This window comes from Streptomyces sp. KR55 (genome assembly GCF_052245645.1).
In the GTDB taxonomy this organism is placed as follows: Bacteria; Actinomycetota; Actinomycetes; order Streptomycetales; family Streptomycetaceae; genus Streptomyces; species Streptomyces flavusporus.
In genome coordinates this window covers 1-15795 of record NZ_JBQQCE010000216.1, presented here as the reverse complement: position 1 = coordinate 15795, position 15795 = coordinate 1, and the positions used below count along the sequence as shown (strand labels likewise).

15 protein-coding genes are annotated in these 15795 nt (G+C 70.7%); 6 read left to right on the top strand and 9 right to left on the bottom strand.

The window, feature by feature from the left end; genetic code table 11:
- Positions 1–217 precede the first annotated feature (217 nt).
- From ACTWQJ_RS28270 to ACTWQJ_RS28260, 3 genes are all read right to left on the bottom strand, one after another.
- Positions 218–1051, bottom strand: coding sequence for a pectate lyase (locus ACTWQJ_RS28270; protein WP_129797214.1), 834 nt, complete (start codon positions 1049–1051; stop codon positions 218–220).
- A gap of 85 nt (positions 1052–1136) precedes the next feature.
- Positions 1137–2006: a hypothetical protein gene (locus tag ACTWQJ_RS28265; RefSeq protein ID WP_443309364.1), complete on the bottom strand. Its 870-nt coding sequence runs from the start codon at positions 2004–2006 to the stop codon at positions 1137–1139.
- Positions 2003–2569 (bottom strand): SigE family RNA polymerase sigma factor, encoded by a 567-nt coding sequence (locus tag ACTWQJ_RS28260; protein ID WP_385779871.1) that lies wholly within the window; start codon positions 2567–2569, stop codon positions 2003–2005. Before ACTWQJ_RS28260 ends, ACTWQJ_RS28265 begins: the two co-directional genes overlap by 4 nt.
- 226 nt (positions 2570–2795) lie before the next feature.
- Between ACTWQJ_RS28260 and ACTWQJ_RS28255 the strand changes: the two genes are divergently transcribed.
- Positions 2796–4253, top strand: a complete 1458-nt coding sequence (locus ACTWQJ_RS28255; protein ID WP_443309363.1) for an NCS2 family permease — start codon at positions 2796–2798, stop codon at positions 4251–4253.
- Between the two features lie 104 nt (positions 4254–4357).
- On the opposite strand, the gene ACTWQJ_RS28250 is transcribed toward ACTWQJ_RS28255, so the two are convergent.
- The 6 genes from ACTWQJ_RS28250 to ACTWQJ_RS28225 all read right to left on the bottom strand — a co-directional run bounded on the left by ACTWQJ_RS28250 (position 4358) and on the right by ACTWQJ_RS28225 (position 10095).
- Positions 4358–5800, bottom strand: coding sequence for a peptidoglycan D,D-transpeptidase FtsI family protein (locus ACTWQJ_RS28250; RefSeq protein ID WP_443309362.1), 1443 nt, complete (start codon positions 5798–5800; stop codon positions 4358–4360).
- Positions 5801–5855: 55 nt separating this feature from the next.
- On the bottom strand, positions 5856–6518 hold the full coding sequence (locus ACTWQJ_RS28245; protein WP_385509115.1) for a response regulator: 663 nt from the start codon (positions 6516–6518) through the stop codon (positions 5856–5858).
- The gene (locus tag ACTWQJ_RS28240; protein ID WP_443309365.1) at positions 6515–7771 is read right to left on the bottom strand and encodes a sensor histidine kinase; all 1257 of its coding nucleotides are present in this window, start codon (positions 7769–7771) and stop codon (positions 6515–6517) included. Before ACTWQJ_RS28240 ends, ACTWQJ_RS28245 begins: the two co-directional genes overlap by 4 nt.
- On the bottom strand, positions 7768–8766 hold the full coding sequence (locus ACTWQJ_RS28235; RefSeq protein ID WP_443309361.1) for a hypothetical protein: 999 nt from the start codon (positions 8764–8766) through the stop codon (positions 7768–7770). The genes ACTWQJ_RS28240 and ACTWQJ_RS28235 overlap by 4 nt, the downstream gene beginning before the upstream one ends.
- A gap of 80 nt (positions 8767–8846) precedes the next feature.
- On the bottom strand, positions 8847–9317 hold the full coding sequence (locus ACTWQJ_RS28230) for a GNAT family N-acetyltransferase (RefSeq protein WP_443309360.1): 471 nt from the start codon (positions 9315–9317) through the stop codon (positions 8847–8849).
- 4 nt (positions 9318–9321) lie between these two features.
- The gene (locus tag ACTWQJ_RS28225; RefSeq protein WP_443309359.1) at positions 9322–10095 is read right to left on the bottom strand and encodes an IclR family transcriptional regulator; all 774 of its coding nucleotides are present in this window, start codon (positions 10093–10095) and stop codon (positions 9322–9324) included.
- A gap of 134 nt (positions 10096–10229) precedes the next feature.
- Between ACTWQJ_RS28225 and ACTWQJ_RS28220 the strand changes: the two genes are divergently transcribed.
- The 5 genes from ACTWQJ_RS28220 to ACTWQJ_RS28200 all read left to right on the top strand — a co-directional run bounded on the left by ACTWQJ_RS28220 (position 10230) and on the right by ACTWQJ_RS28200 (position 15648).
- Positions 10230–11759: an aldehyde dehydrogenase (NADP(+)) gene (locus ACTWQJ_RS28220; RefSeq protein ID WP_443309358.1), complete on the top strand. Its 1530-nt coding sequence runs from the start codon at positions 10230–10232 to the stop codon at positions 11757–11759.
- Positions 11760–11881: 122 nt separating this feature from the next.
- Positions 11882–12046, top strand: a complete 165-nt coding sequence (locus ACTWQJ_RS28215; protein WP_443309357.1) for a hypothetical protein — start codon at positions 11882–11884, stop codon at positions 12044–12046.
- Positions 12047–13086: 1040 nt separating this feature from the next.
- On the top strand, positions 13087–13695 hold the full coding sequence (locus ACTWQJ_RS28210) for a DUF1349 domain-containing protein (RefSeq protein ID WP_443309356.1): 609 nt from the start codon (positions 13087–13089) through the stop codon (positions 13693–13695).
- 94 nt (positions 13696–13789) lie between these two features.
- Positions 13790–14503 (top strand): DsbA family oxidoreductase, encoded by a 714-nt coding sequence (locus ACTWQJ_RS28205; protein ID WP_443309355.1) that lies wholly within the window; start codon positions 13790–13792, stop codon positions 14501–14503.
- A 95-nt stretch (positions 14504–14598) separates the two neighbouring features.
- Positions 14599–15648 carry an aminotransferase class V-fold PLP-dependent enzyme gene (locus ACTWQJ_RS28200; RefSeq protein ID WP_443309354.1) on the top strand — a complete coding sequence of 350 codons (1050 nt, stop codon included), beginning with the start codon at positions 14599–14601 and terminating at the stop codon, positions 15646–15648.
- The last annotated feature ends 147 nt before the right edge of the window (positions 15649–15795 follow it).

Sequence of the window (15795 nt, the reverse complement as noted above, 5' to 3'; positions counted from 1 at the left end):
GTCGCCGCCGAACTCAACAGCCGCCCACGCAAAACGCTCGGCTGGGAAACCCCAGCCGAGCGCCTCGCTAAGCTCCTGACCACAGCCAGTTGATCACTGTGTTGCAACGACCCCTGGAATTCGCCGTCACCGGCGGGGGCGTTCCATGTGCCGGACGAGGGGGGCTCGGTCCGACAGGCCGGCCCGAGGGGGGCTCGGGCCGGCAGCTCTCAGCGACTCACTTGTAGGTGACGTCGGAGGCCGTGTAGCGGCAGTGCGTGCCGTCCGGGCCGCTGCCGAGCTCCTTGGGCTCCGCACCGGTGTTGTTGCCCTGGAAGCGGGTGCACACCTTCATCTTCTTGCTGCTGTCGCCGTGGATGCGCACCTTGCGCAGGGCAGCCGTGTCGCCGAAGTTGGAGTTGATGCCGACGATCGACTTGCCCGGCGCCGTCACATCGACGTCGTTGATGATGATCGAGCGGTTCTTGTACTGCGTCGAGCAGTTGCCGCAGGTGCGCACCAGCTTGCCGAAGTCCGACACCTGGAACTTCGTCACGACCAGCTTGCCCGCGCCGTTGAACTGGAAGACCTTGTCGCTGGCGCTCTTCGCACCGCCGCCGTGCACGGTGTAGACGGACGACGCCGACTTGCCCTTGAACGTGGCGGCGTCCTCGCCGACGTCCTCCCACCACACGTTCTGCAGCGTGCAGCTGCCCTGGCAGTGGATGCCGTCGGCGGCGGGGGAGCCCAGGATGACGTTCTTCAGGACCGCGCCGTCCTTCAGCTGGAAGATCGGGTCCTGGCCCTCCTCCTGGCCGTTACCGCCCAGTTCGCCGCTGCCATAGAAACGCTGGTAGCCGCCGTCGTACGTGCCCGACACCGAGATGGTGCTGCTCACCGCCTTGTTGCCCTTGGCGGTCGGCCAGCTGGACGCCGCGCCGGCGGTGGACAGCAGCGACGTGGTGGCGAACGCCGCTCCGGTGATGCCGAGCGCGGCCACGGAGCCGATCACGGCCCGCCGCCTGGTGACCCGGCGGCGGTGCCTCACGCGCTGTTCTGCTGGTGCAGTCATGTACCGATTCCTCAAGTGGGTGGTGACTCTTGCGCCTTGTGGTCGTCACCGGTGAGGAATGGGTTGCCGCGTCTCCAGAAATTTTTTACGAGTCGCCCTCGGACGAGTCGTCGTCCTGGGCGGCGAAGTCGCCCGCCACGGACAGCTCTTCGGACCCCGCCCGCGCGGTCGCCGCGTAGCCGTCGTCCTTGGCGTCCCGGCCGCCGCGTTCGTGGTCGTACTGCCCGGCGAACACCCACTCGCCCTCCGGGACCGTACGGCCCTCCTTGAGCACCCAGGTGTACACCAGGAAGCCGTCCTGCTCGCCGACCGTCAGCGTGAAGTCGTCCTCCGGCAGTGACCGCCAGGCACCGGTCGAGGAGACCCCGCCGGTCTGCGCGATCCTCAACTGCACGGTCAGCTCGGTCAGTTGCTCGCTGGTCTTGACGGTGATGTTGCTCTGCGCCCAGAAGTCGTTGCTGTGCGGGTCCACCGAGCCGTCCGACCACAGCGGACCGTCCTCGACGCCGGCGTCGGCGGGCAGCTGTGCCGGTGCGGACGCCGAGGCGGACGGCGACTGCGCCGGGGGCGAGCTGGGCTCCTCCCGGGACTCCACCGGGCTGCTGGGCTCCGGGTCCACCGGGAACGCGGACGGCCGGCTCGTCGCCTCCGGCGACGGCGTGGGCGTCGCCGACACGGCGACCTTCCGCTGCGGGGGAGCCTCCTCCTTCACCGCGGACGCGACCGCGTACCCGCCGACCGCGAGCACACCCGCGACCGCGGCCGTCGCACCCGCGACCCGCAGCCAGCCGAACGCCGGCGGGAGGGTCGCCCGGTGGCCGCTGCCGCCGCGGACCTCCTCGGTCATACCGCGCTCGATCCGGGCCAGGATGCGCGCGCGGTCGGGCTCGTGCGCCTCGGCCGCCTCGTGCAGCCGGGCGCGCAGCTCGCCGTGCACGTCCCGCTGCATCGTCATCGGTCCCTTCCTCCGGCCTCACCGGTGCGCGCCATCGCCGCGTGCACCTTCTGCGGAGCCTGTTGTGTGCCGAGCAATCGTTGCAGCTCGGCCATTCCCTTCGAGGTCTGGCTCTTCACCGTACCCACCGACACACCCAGGGCGAGCGCGGTGTCCTTCTCCGACAGATCGAAGGCGTGCCGCAGCACCACACAGGCCCGCTTGCGGAACGGCAGCCGGCGCAGCGCCGCCTGTACATCCACCGAGCCCGCTATGTCCGGGTTCTCGGTCTTCTCCTCGCGCTGGGACCAGAACAGGGCGATCCGGCGCCGCTCGCGCACTGCGCTGCGGATGCGGGTGCGGGCCAGATTGGCGACCACTCCGCGCGCGTACGCCACCGGATGGTCGGCCGCGCGCACCCGGTCCCAGCGATGCCACAGCGCCAGCAGCGCATCGGCCGCGAGATCGTCGGCGGCGTCCGCCTCACCCGTCAGCAGATGGGCCAGGCGGGCCAGTTCGGCGTAGTGGCGCTCGAAGAAGGCATGGAACTCCACGGAGGCGGCGTCGTCGACGACTGTCCCCACGGGCGGTCTCTCCTCGAAGCGTTGGCCCGGCATCGAACTGCCGTACGCCGGGATGAGATCCGGAACTGTACCAGCGATACTCATGTGATTCGTACGGGACTTCGAACGCCGTATGGCAGACCGAACCCGATTCCGTAACACGGAGAAAACCTGAAACAGGTTCAACGAGGGAACAATCCAGCCAGCATCCGCACACAGATCATTTAGGCGCCAAGGAGTGTCCGCCATGTCCGAAACGCAGAAGGTGACCGACCGGCCAAGTGCCCCGCCACCGGCGGCGAACAGCATCGACGGGTTCTTCAAGATATCCGAGCGGGGGTCCACCTTCGGCCGGGAGATACGCGGCGGCTTCGCCACGTTCTTCACCATGGCCTACATCCTTGTCCTGAATCCGATCATCCTGGGCAGTGCCAGGGACAAGTACGGAGAGCAGCTCGACGCGGTCCAACTCACCACCGCCACCGCCCTGGTGGCCGCGGTCATGACCGTCATCATGGGCATCGGCGGCAATCTGCCCCTCGCCCTGGCCGCCGGACTCGGCCTCAACGCGGTCGTCGCCTTCCAGATCGCCCCGCTGATGAGCTGGGACGACGCGATGGGCCTGATCGTCCTCGAAGGCCTGCTGATCTGCGTCCTTGTCGTCACCGGGCTGCGCGAGGCCGTCATGCACGCCATCCCGCAGGGGCTCAAGCAGGCGATCAGCGTCGGCATCGGCCTGTTCATCGCCTTCATCGGCTTTGTCGACGCCGGCTTCGTCAGCCGCATCCCGGACGCCGCGAACACCACGGTGCCGGTTCAGCTCGGCGGCTCCGGCACGCTCACCGGGTGGCCGATTCTCGTCTTCTGCCTCGGCGTGCTGCTGACCATCGGACTGCTCGCCCGCAAGGTCAAGGGCGCCATCCTCATCAGCATCGTCACCATGACCGTCGTCGCGATCGTCATCAACTCCATCGCCGACATCAAGACCTGGGGCCTGACCACACCCGAGCTGCCCGACCAGGTCGTCGACACCCCCGACTTCGGACTGATCGGCGACTTCAGCCTGTTCGGCGCGTTCGGCGAGCCCGGCGTCGGCGTCATCACCGTCGTCCTGCTGATCTTCACGCTGATCCTGTCCGACTTCTTCGACACCATGGGCACGGTCGTCGGCATCAGCACGGAGGCCGGACTGCTGGACAAGGACGGCAAGGTCCCGAACCTCGGCCGCGTCCTGCTGATCGACGGCGCCGCGGCCGTCGCGGGCGGCGCCGCCTCGTCGTCCTCGGCGACCTCCTACATCGAGTCGGCGGCCGGCGTCGGCGAAGGCTCGCGCACCGGCTTCTCCAACCTGGTCACCGGCGGCCTGTTCGCCCTCGCCCTGTTCTTCACTCCGCTGCTCACCATCGTCCCGCTCCAGGCGGCCGCCCCGGCCCTGGTCGCCGTCGGCTTCCTGATGATGACCCAGGTCAAGCAGATCGACTGGGACAGGTACGAGATCGCCATCCCGGCGTTCCTCACCATCGCGGTGATGCCGTTCACGTACTCCATCACCAACGGCATCGGCGCGGGCTTCGTCGCCTACGTCCTGATCAAGACGGTGCTGGGCAAGGCGAAGGAGGTCCACTGGCTGCTGTGGGGGACCTCGGTGCTGTTCCTGGTGTACTTCGCGATCGACCCGATCGAGCAGGTTCTGGGCGTGAAGTAAGGGACGCAGGACGCTGCGCGGCCAGTGCGGTTCCGTTGTGGCTGGTCGCGCCCACGCGGCGGAGCCGCATATCGATACAGCCCCGCGCCCCTTTGGAAGCGGCGCTACCTCAGCGCCGCTTCCATCACCGCCTGGGCCACCGGCGCCGCCAGCCCGTTGCCGCTGACCTCCGAACGCGCCGCGTCCGACTGTTCCACCACGACCGCCACGGCGACCTCCTTGCCGTCGGCCTTCCCGTAGGACGTGAACCAGGCGTACGGCGTCTTGCTGTTGTTCTCGCCGTGCTGGGCCGTGCCGGTCTTGCCGCCCACCGTGGCCCCGGGTATCTGGGCGTTCGTCCCTGTGCCGTCCTCGACCACCGTCTGCATCGCCGACTGGAGCTGCTCGGCGGTCGAGGAGCTCACGATCTCCTCCGTCGAGGCGTTGTCGTCGTAGTCCTGCAGCACATCACCGCTGCTGTCGGTGATCTGCGACACCATATGCGGCGAGACCAGCTTGCCGTCGTTGGCTATGGCTGCTGACACCATCGCCATCTGCAGCGGCGTCGCGGTGACATCGAACTGGCCGATACCGGAGAGCGCCGTCTGTGCGTCGTCCATGTCCGACGGGTACACGCTCTCGTACGCGCGCACCGGCACGTCCTGCTCGTCGTCGTTGAAGCCGAACTTCTCCGCCATCGCCCGGACCTTGTCCTGGCCGAGGTCGACGGCCATCTTGCCGAAGACGTTGTTGCACGAGTACTGCAGCGCCACGCGGATCGAGGCGTTCTCGCAGGGGGCGTTGGGGTTCTCGTTGGTGAGGTTGTCGGACGACAGCGGCAGCGAGTACGGGTCCGGGCTGACGGTCCTGTCGTCCACCGACGAGTACAGCCCGTCCTCCAGCGCGGCCGCCGCCACGACCAGCTTGAACGTCGAACCCGGCGGCAGCGGCTGGCGCAGCGCACGGTTCGTCATCGGCTTCTCGGAGTCCTTGGTCAGCTGCTCCCAGGCGGCCGAGTCACCCGTGGTGATCCGCGATGGGTCGTACGACGGAGTGGAGACGACCGCCAGGATCTTCCCGGTCGTGGGGTCGATCGCAACGGCCGCGCCCTTCTTGTCGCCGAGCGCGTCGTACGCCGCCTTCTGCACATCCGGGTCGATCGTCGTGATCACGTTGCCCGGGTCCGACCGCTTGTTGGTGACCGTGTCCAGCACGCTCTTGAGACGGTTGTCGGTTCCGTCGAGCAGGTCCCGGTAGATGCCCTCCAGCTGTGTGGCCCCGAACGCCTGCGAGCTGTAGCCGGTCACCGCCGCGTACAGCGGGCCGTCCGTGTACGTCCGCCGGTAGGCGAGGTCGCCGCTCTTCATCGGCGCCGAGCCGGTGACCGCCTCGCCGCCCACGACGATGTTGCCGAGCGGCTCGCTGTACAGCTCGATCGCGTTCCGCCGGTTGTCCTTGTCGTCCGCGAGCGCCTGGCCTTCGTAGAACTGCACCCAGGTCGCCCTGACCAGCAGAGCGAACACCAGCAGCAGCACGAAGACGGACGCCCGCCTGATCGTCTTGTTCATCCCACTCCCAGGGACGATCAGGATGGGGGCAATCGTTCCCTTGCGCCCTGTTTTCTCATCGAGCGTTCATGAAGCCCGCCTCGTAGGCGGCGATGACCGCCTGTGTGCGGTCCCGGGTGCCGGTCTTCGCCAGGATCGCAGCCACATGCGACTTCACGGTGGCCGGACCGACCTCCATGCGCCGCGCGATCTCCGCGTTGGTCAGGCCCTGCGCCATCAGTCGCAGCACATCGCTCTCGCGGCCGGTGAGCCGCGCCACCCAGGGCGGTGGAGCGGGGTACGCGCGCGCGTGCTCGGCCGCGAGCGTGCGCACGGCCGACGGGAACAGCAGGGTGTCGCTGTGCGAGACGAGCCGTACGGCCTGGACGAGCGCGTCGGCGTCGGCCCGCTTCAGCAGGAATCCGGCGGCTCCGGCGCGCAGGGCGTCGTACACATAGGAGTCGTTCTCGAAGGTGGTCACGACGACAACACGCGGCGGTTCGTCGAGCGTGGCCAGGATCTGCTCGGTGGCCCGGATGCCGTCGATCTCCGGCATGCGCACGTCCATGAGGACCACGTCGGGCCGCCGCTCCCGCACGACGGACACGGCCTCGGCCCCGGTCGCCGCCTCACCGACCACCTCCAGGTCCGGCTCGGCGGAGAGGATGGCGCGCAGGGCGGTGCGCACCATGCGCTCGTCGTCGGCGAGGACGACGCGGATGGGCGGGCGGGTCGTCATGCGGGTCCCTTCGTGGGAAGTCGTACGTACAGCCGCCACATCCCCTGCGCGGCGCCGGCCCGCGTCGTCCCGCCCAGCAGCCGCGCCCGGTCGGCGATGCCCCGCAGGCCGTGACCGCCACCGGGGCGGAGCTCGGGGGTGGGGGCGACGGGATTCTCGACGGTGATCTCCAGGTGCCCGTCGGTCACTTCGATCCGCAGCCGTACGGCCGCCCCGTCACCGGCGTGCTTGAGGGCGTTGCTCAGCCCCTCCTGCACGATGCGGTAGGCCTCGCGGGAGAGGACGGGCGGCAGGGCCGCGGGGTCGGCGTCGACCGTGGCGGTCACCCGCAGCCCACTCGCGCGGGTGCGGCGCAGGAGGCAGTCGAGGTCGGCGGCGAGGGTGGGCGCCGGGGCCGTACCGGGGGCGTCGCCGTCCCGCAACACGCCGAGCACGGCGTCGAGTTCACCGACCGTGCGCCGGGTCGTGTCCTCGATCGCGGCCAGGGCCTCGCGGACGAACTCCGGGTCGGTGTCGAGGACTCGGCGGGCCGCGCTCGCCTGGAGGGTGACGGCGCTGAGCGCGTGGCCGACCGAATCGTGCAACTCGCGCGCGAGCCGGTTGCGTACGGCGAGGTCGGCGGCGCGGGCCTCGGCCGCCGCGAGCCGGTCCTCGGGCGTGGGGCCGAGCAGCGCGGGCGCCCAGCGGGCGAGGAGCGCGCCACAGACGGCCGCGCAGCCGGCGAGCGCGAGCAGCGTCGCCGTGCCCGCGACCGGCGCGAGCGCCACCACCCAGGTCTGTTCGAGGGCTTCGGGCAACTCGACGAACTCCGTACCGCCCAGCCACACGATCAGCGGCAGCGCGACGAGGAAGCCCGCGAACGGCGGCACCGCCAGCGACATCCCGGAGATGATCCCGCCGAGCCCGAGATGCAGCGTGAACCAGGCCGCCGTACGCCCCTTGGCGTCCCGTGTCCGGGCCGGCCCGTAGGCGAGCCGGTCCCGGTCGACCCCGCACAGCCACCGCACCGCGCCGGCCTCCAGCGGCCGGGTCAGCGGGAACAGCACCGAGGTGACCGCGGCCAGGGGCAACCCGAGGGCAAAGGAGAGCAGTTGCAGGGGCAGGTCGTTGAAGACGTACCGGGAGTCGGTGGCGGGACCGACGACGAGCTGGCCGACGAAGACGTACGGCATGGCGAGCGCGCCGCCGATGATCAGATGGAGCCATCGGCGACGCGTCTGCCGACCGAACAGGAACCGGGCGAACTCGCTCACGCCGTACGACGTTTCCGGCACGCGTCGCGCTCCGCGAGGAAGTGGACGCCGAGGCAGGCGACGAGGATGCCGACGATCATCTGGCCAGCGTAGGCCAGGTTCATCACCGGTGTCGGCCCGTCGGCCACGTCGGTGAGAGGCGCCAGCGACAACCAGGCCGCCCAGCAGACCGTGGCGGCGGAGCCGACCCAGGCGAGGGCGAGGGGCAGCTTGACGGGCAGGGCCCGGCCGCGCCGGAAGGCGAGCAGGAAGCCGCCGGTGACGGCCATGGCGAGGAAGGCGGCGGACAGCGCCTCCATGATGGGGAAGCTACTCGTCCGGTCGGCGATCCGGGCCTCGTCGAGGCCGGCGGTGCCGCCGCACGCCCACAGGACGTGCACGGCGAGGGGCAGCAGGGCGAGCACGCCGGCCGCCGCCGCGACCGCCCGCTGGGCCGCCCCGATCGCGCCGACCGGAAGCTCCCAGACCCGCCCCTGCCACAACCGGCCCCAGCGGTCCCGGGCGTACAGCACGAACAGGGCGCCGAGGGCGAGCCCCTGCACGATGAACCCCGAGTAGACGACCCCGAAGACCCAGGCGTCGAGGAACGGCTCGCTGTCGCCGGGGGCGATCCCCGGGGTGCCCGCGAGCGCGTCGGCCAGGAGCTGGATCGAGAAGCCCGCCATGATCGGCGCGAGCAGGCCGGTGGCCACCCACACCGGGAAGGCCAGCAGCCACGCCGGGACCCGCAGCCCCCACGGCCGGGTCAGCACCAGTGCGAGCACGATCACGGCCGCGTCCATGAGCACCGTGATGCCGTTGGCGACGGCCATGCTCCCCCGGTGCTCCAGCAGCGAGCTGCCCTGAGGGATCCCGATGTGACTCCCGGCGATCCAGGCCACCTTGAGCGCGAGATACGGCACACAGGAGACGATCGCGACGGCGCGCAGCAACCGACGGGACCGGTCGGCCCCGACGGTGGGCGTCACCTGCTCGGAAGCGAGTGTCTGCGTCATGCGTCCACGCTCCCGCGCGACGGCAGGGGCCCACCTCCTGCGCGACGGTGATCCGTCTCCGCCGCATGGGGGAGGCCCGCTCAACCCTCCAACGCCAGGACCAGCTCGTCGATCTCCTCGCCGCGCGCGTGCGCGAATCCCCGGGCCCGGGCCCTGACCTGGAAGCCGCACTTCGTGAGTACCCGCAGCGAGCCCTCGTTGTCCGCCGCCGCCCGTGCGTACAACGGGCGTTCGGGGACCTCGGCGAGCAGCGCCCGCAGGGCGGCCGTGGCGACACCCCGGCCCCAGTACGCGCGGTCGACCCAGTAGGTCACCTCGCGCTCGCCCGGCTCCCCGTACACGGCCGCGCTCCCCACCACGTCTCCGTCGGCGAGGATCGTGCGCAGGACGTCCGACGAGGTGCGGATCCGTTTCCAGCGCGCGTCGAAGGCGTCCCGGTCGGCCGGGTCCTCGGGGGCGAAGGCCGCCATGCGCAGGGCCTCCGGGTCGTTCATCTGCCGGTAGAAGACGGGCAGGTCGCTGTCGTGGACCTCGCGCAGTTCCACATCCATGGAGTCAGAGCCTACGAGTGGCCAGGGTCAGCCGGTCGCGGGCGTCGAACAGGGCGTCCTTCACCCTCTGCTCGTGCGCCGGGGTGAGGCGGGCCACCGGGATCGAGCAGCTGATCGCGTCCCGGGCCGGCGTGCGGTAGGGAATCGCCACGCCGAAGCAGCGCAGGCCCAGCGTGTTCTCCTCGCGGTCCACGGCGTACCCCTGCTCCCGTACCTGGTGCAGCTCCTCGATCAGCTTCTCCCGGTCGGTGATGGTGTTCTCGGTGAGGGCGGGGAGGGTCTCCGGCAGCATCTTGCGGACCTGCTCGTCCGTGTACGTGCTCAGCAGCGCCTTGCCGAGGGAGGTGGAGTGCGCGGGGAGGCGGCGGCCGACGCGGGTGAAGGGGCGCAGGTAGTGCTGCGACTGCCGGGTGGCCAGGTAGACGACGCTCGTCCCGTCCAGGCGCGCGAGGTGGATCGTCTCCGTCGTGTCGTCCGACAGCCGGTCCAGCGTCGGCCGGGCCACCGCGACCACCTCGTCACCGTCGATGTACGACGTCCCCACCAGCAGCGCCCGTACGCCGATCCCGTACCGCGTGCCCGTCGCGTCGGTCTCCACCCAGCCGAGGTCCACGAGCGTGCGCAACAGCATGTACAGGCTCGACTTGGGATAGCCCACGGCCTCCTGGACCGCCGCGAGCGAGTGCATACCTGGGCGTCCAGCGAAGTACTCGAGCAGCTCAACCGTCCGTACCGCGGACTTGACCTGCGCCCCGCCCCCCGTCTCGCCTGCCGACATCGCCCTTGACCCCTTCGTTCGACGGGAAATAGTCTCCAACAGCATATTCACCATCAGAGACAGTGTTCAGTATATCGAACGAACCCTGGTGGATGACCCAGAACTGCGGCAATACATGTGTGGAGGGACCCGCGGTGGCAGCAGCACCAGTCTGGAGTGTCGACCCCCGAACCGGGAAGCAGCGTGAACAGGTTGCGGTGGAGGCCACGGCCCAGGAGGTGGACGCTGCCGTCCGCGCCGCCCACGCCGTCCGCGGCGACCTCGCCGACCGCACGGTCCGGGCGGCCTTCCTGCGCACCGCCGCCGACCGGCTCCAGGACGCCAAGGACCAGCTCGTCGAGGCCGCCGACGCCGAGACCGCGCTCGGCCCGGTCCGGCTCACCGGTGAACTCGCCCGTACCTGCTTCCAGCTGAGGGCCTTCGCCGACATCGTCGACGAGGGCGCCTTCCTCGGCATCGTCATCGACCACCCCGACGACACCGCCACCCCGCCCATCCCGGACCTGCGCCGCTACAAGGTCCCGCTCGGCGTCGTCGCCGTCTACTCCGCCTCCAACTTCCCCTTCGCCTTCTCCGTCGCCGGCGGCGACACCGCGAGCGCGCTCGCCGCGGGCTGCCCGGTGGTCGTCAAGGCCCACCCCGACCACCCCGCGCTGTCCGAGCTGGTCGCGGCCGTGCTGCGCCGGGCCGCCGCGGAGCACGGCATCCCCGAGGGGGTCGTGGGCCTCGTCCACGGCTTCGAGGCGGGCATCGAGCTGATCAAGCACCCGCTGGTCGCCGCGGCGGGCTTCACCGGTTCCGTACGAGGGGGGCGGGCCCTGTTCGACGCCGCCGCCGCGCGTCCGGTGCCGATCCCGTTCCACGGCGAGCTGGGCTCCCTGAACCCGGTGCTCGTCACCGAGGCCGCGGCAGCGGAGCGCGCCGAGCAGATCGGCGGCGGGCTCGCCGGCTCCATGACGCTGGGCGTCGGACAGTTCTGCGTGAAGCCGGGTCTCGTGCTGGCGCCGCAGGGTGCGGCCGGGGACCGGCTGGTGAAGTCGCTGACGGAGGCGGTCAGCGACACCGAGGCGGGCGTGCTGCTCGACCACCGTATGCGGGACAACTTCGTCGCCGGTGTCGCGGAGCGTGCGGAACTCCCCGACGTGGAGTCGCCCGTGACGCCGGGCGCGGGCGGCGAGCACACGGTGAGCGCGGGCTTTCTCACGGTTCCGGCGGAGAAGCTCGCGCAGGAGGGGGAGTACGACCTGCTCCTGGAGGAGTGCTTCGGGCCGGTGACCGTCGTCGCCCGCTACGAGGACGAGGCCGAGGCCAAGGCCGTTCTTTCGCGGCTGCCGGGGAATCTCACCGCGACGGTTCACCTCTCGACGGAGGAGGCCGCGGGGGAGGGGCGCGGGCCCGAGCTGCTTGCGGAGCTGACGCCGCTGGCGGGGCGTGTGCTGGTGAACGGGTGGCCGACGGGGGTTGCAGTCGCCCCCGCCCAGCACCATGGCGGCCCGTACCCGGCGACGACGTCCACCTCCACCTCGGTGGGCGGCACCGCCATCGAGCGCTGGCTGCGCCCGGTGACGTACCAGACCACGCCCGAGGCGCTGCTCCCGCCGGAGTTGCGCGACGACAACCCGCTCGGGCTGCCGCGGCGGTTCAACGGGCGGATGGAGGTCTGACCCGGCCGGCCCAGGCCGGCGTACGCACGCCCGGGCGCCCCATGTTCGGGGCGTCCGGCCGTGCGCGTTGCGCCAAGCGTGTTCCCTGGGCCGTCGGTTCCGGCGGTTCGCCCGCCTGTCGTGTGTCCGAGGACCACGACGGGCGGGCGTGCGTGATGGCGACCCTGACCCGGAATGCGGGCGCCACCGGGCGGGCGGATGGCTACGCGCGGCCCGCCATGCGCGAGTGGGGCGAGGTCCGGCTCCGCGACATGCTCTACTCCTCCTCGACGCAGGTCGCGTCGTAGTTCCGCTCGTAAGCTTGGGTGTAAGCCGCCCGGTACCTCGAGTTTGTCTGCTTCGGCGCAAAGGACTGGCGGTAATTGCAGTCTTCGCCGTCAACCCTCCCGGCCACCCGTCCGTCCCGATTGCCCAGCTGGGTCGGTGTAAGTGTCCTCGTCGGCGTCGGGGTAGGAGGGGGAGGCTGCTCGCCGGGGGGACGCCGATCTGTGGGAGTGGGAGTGGGCTGGTTCGGGGCCTGCGGGGCGGACGCCACCGAGGCGTCCGAGTTCTGCGACATGGCCGTGGCTGGGAGCGCCAGGGCTGCGGCCACGACGAGGGGGCTCGCCACTAGTGCGATGGTTCGCTTCGGGCGCATAGGTATCTTCTTCCTTCGAGACTGGTACGTGCAGACGGTGACTTGCCCCGGTCGGAGCGTCAGTTGTGAGGTTGCGGACCGGGACCGGTTACCTGCACAGCAGCGCGATGCGCTGGGTACCATTCGGGCCGGTGGATTCCGGCCTCTGACGCCGACTTCTCTGCTCGCTGATCACTGCTGCAGCTGTAGCGCCTGTAATTCGACCGTACCGAGCCGTGCGAGATGTGTCTATTTATGGCCTAATGGTCCAGTCTGACTTCGCGATCTTGCTTGGACCCGGCCGGAACAGGAACGGCCACGGCGTGATTCGAGGTGCGGATGGGACGGATGGCGGGCCGATTCACCGGGGTCGAACTCCAGTGCCGGGTAAGGGACTTGGTGCTGGGCACAGCAGCGACCTCGACCAGTAGGCCACTTGGACAGCCATCGGGGCTCCAAGTCCATGGTCGCCCAGGTGACAAGAACCGTCTGGTGCACCGTCGGTGTCGTCGTCACCCCCACCGGGCCGAGGCCGACGCCGACGCCGGGAGGCAGGCGTGACAGTTCGTCAAGCACCCGCTGGGGCTGTCGCGCCGTTTCAACGGCCGGATGGAGTTCCGAGCGGCTTCATCAGGTATGTCTGCCGGGAGCTCTGACCCCGTTCCACCGACCGGTGGGCAGGGCTCCCGGCCCGGCTGGAACACTGGCGGGATGGACTTCGAACTCCCCGAACTCCCGTTTCCGCTGCGTACCTATGGCCCCGACGGCCACTGGTCGTACGAGGACGGCGCGCTCACCGGCTGGGCGGGAGCCCGCCAGGACCGCTTCGTGCCACCCACGGGCGAGGCCCTGGATTCCGCCTCCGACGCGCCCCGGCTGCTGGGTGCGCCGGAGGGGGACTTCCAGCTGATCGCCCATGTCACGGTCGGCTTCGCCGCCGCCTTCGACGCGGGCGTGCTGTACGTGCACGTCGGTGAGCGGGCGTGGGCGAAGCTCTGCCTGGAGCGCTCGCCCGATCTGCCCACCGTGTGCACGGTGGTGACCCGGGGCCACTCCGACGACGCGAACTCCTTCGTCGTGGACGGCAGCAGCGTCTGGCTCCGCGTCAGCCGCACCGGCAGGGCGTTCGCCTTCCACGCCTCCCGCGACGGCGAGCGCTGGACCTTCGTGCGGCTGTTCACACTGGGCGGCGAGAAGGAGACGGGAGCGGCCCTGGTCGGCTTCATGACCCAGTCGCCGCTGGGGGAGGGATGCGTGGTGACGTACGACCACATCGAGTTCCGGCCGAGCTGGCCGCGGGATCTGCGGGACGGCAGCTGAGCCGGCGTACGGGAATGAAACCGGTCGCTTGAACGTTCACGCACCGGCGGAGGGAGTCTCCGTACCCGGTACGAGCCTGAGAGAGCGAGAACCCATGCGCGTCGAGATCTGGAGCGACATCGCCTGCCCCTGGTGCTACGTGGGCAAGGCCCGCTTCGAGAAGGCGCTGGCGGAGTTCCCGCACCGCGACCAGGTCGAGGTCGTGCACCGGTCGTTCGAGCTGGACCCCGGGCGGGCCAAGGACGACGTGCAGCCCGTGCTGACGATGCTCGCGAAGAAGTACGGCATGAGCGAGGCCCAGGCGCAGGCCGGCGAGGACAACCTGGGGGCGCAGGCCGCCGCCGAGGGGCTGACGTACCGGACCCGCGGCCGGGACCACGGCAGCACCTTCGACATGCACCGGCTGCTGCACTTCGCCAAGGAACACGGCCGGCAGGGCGAGCTCGTCCAGCTGATGTACGAGGCGAACTTCGCCGAGGAGCGGTCCGTCTTCAACGACGACGAGCGGCTGGTGGAGATCGGCGTCGCCGCCGGGCTCGACGAGGCCGGCGTCCGCAAGGTGCTCGCCGACCCCGGTGCCTACGCCGACGAGGTCCGGGCCGACGAGCGGGAGGCCGCGCAGCTCGGTGCCACCGGGGTGCCGTTCTTCGTCCTCGACCGGAAGTACGGTGTCTCCGGCGCGCAGCCCGCCGAGATGTTCGGCCAGGCACTCACGCAGGCGTGGGGCGAGCGGTCGCCGCTGAAGCTGATCGACGACGCGGGCGCCGAGGCGTGCGGTCCGGACGGGTGCGCGGTGCCGCAGCACTGAAGCCGCAGGTGAGGGCCGGTCCATAAGCGGCCCTTAGGGAAACCACGTAGAAATACGCAATGGACGTGGGCTTCCCGGGACCGCAGAGTGGACCCATGGAGACCTTCGAGAGCCTCGTCCGCGCCGAGTTCGCCCCGAAGAACACCTACCTCAACACCGCGAGCACCGGCCTGCTGCCGGCCCGCACGGTGGCGGCGCTGCACGCCGCCGCACTGTCCCTGGCCGAAGGCGTGCCGCAGGACATGTTCGCCGACGTGGAGGCCTGCCGGGCCGCCTTCGCCCGGATCGTCGGGGTGCCGGCGAGCCGGGTCGCGGCCGGTGCCTCCGTCGCCGTGCACAGCGGGCTGATCGCCGCCGCGCTGCCCGAGGGCGCCGAGGTGCTCACCGCCGAGGCCGACTTCAGCTCCCTCGTGAACCCCTTCCACGTCCGCCGGGACCTGAAGGTGCGCAGCGTGCCCCTGGAGCGGCTCGCCGAATCGGTCCGCCCGGACACCGCGCTCGTCGCCGTGAGCGCCGTGCAGTCGGCGGACGGCCGGATCGCCGACCTGCCGGCGATCCGCGAGGCGGCCCGCGCGCACGGGGCGCGCACCTTCATCGACATGTCCCAGGCCGTCGGCTGGCTGCCGCTCGCCGCGGACGACTTCGACTACGTCTCCTCCGTCGCCTACAAGTGGGTCGTCTGCCCGCGCGGCGTGGCCTTCCTCGTCGTACCGGAGGACCTCGGCGGACTCACTCCCGTCTTCGCGGGCTGGGCGGCCGGCGAACACCCCTGGGACAGCACCTACGGCCCGGTCAAGGAACTCGCCCACTCCGCCCGCCGGTTCGACGAGAGCCCCGCCCTCCTCGCCTACACCGGCGCCCGGCACTCTCTGGCCCTGGTCGAGGAGCTCGGCGTGGCCGCCGTACACGCGCATGACCTGTCGCTCGCCGACCGCTTCCGCGCGGGCCTGGCCACGCTCGGCCACGAACCCGTCCCGGCGCCCGGCTCGGCGATCGTCTCCGTGCCGGGCCTCGGACAGCGCCAGCCCGACCTGAGCCGCGCCGGCGTCGAGGTCTCCGACCGCGCGGGCAATCTGCGCGCAGCCTTCCACCTGTACAACACGCCCGCCGACGTCGACCGCCTGCTGGACGTGCTGTCCGCCTGAAGTAGGGCCTGTCCGGCGGATCATGCCGCAGACGCGGGGTCTGGCACGCACATCTGCGACCTGATCCGCCGGACAGGCCCTGGCGCAAGCACGCCGTGGACGCTAGGAAGGGCACAGGGGGTGGTGGCCGGTGGAGCAGGCGGGTGT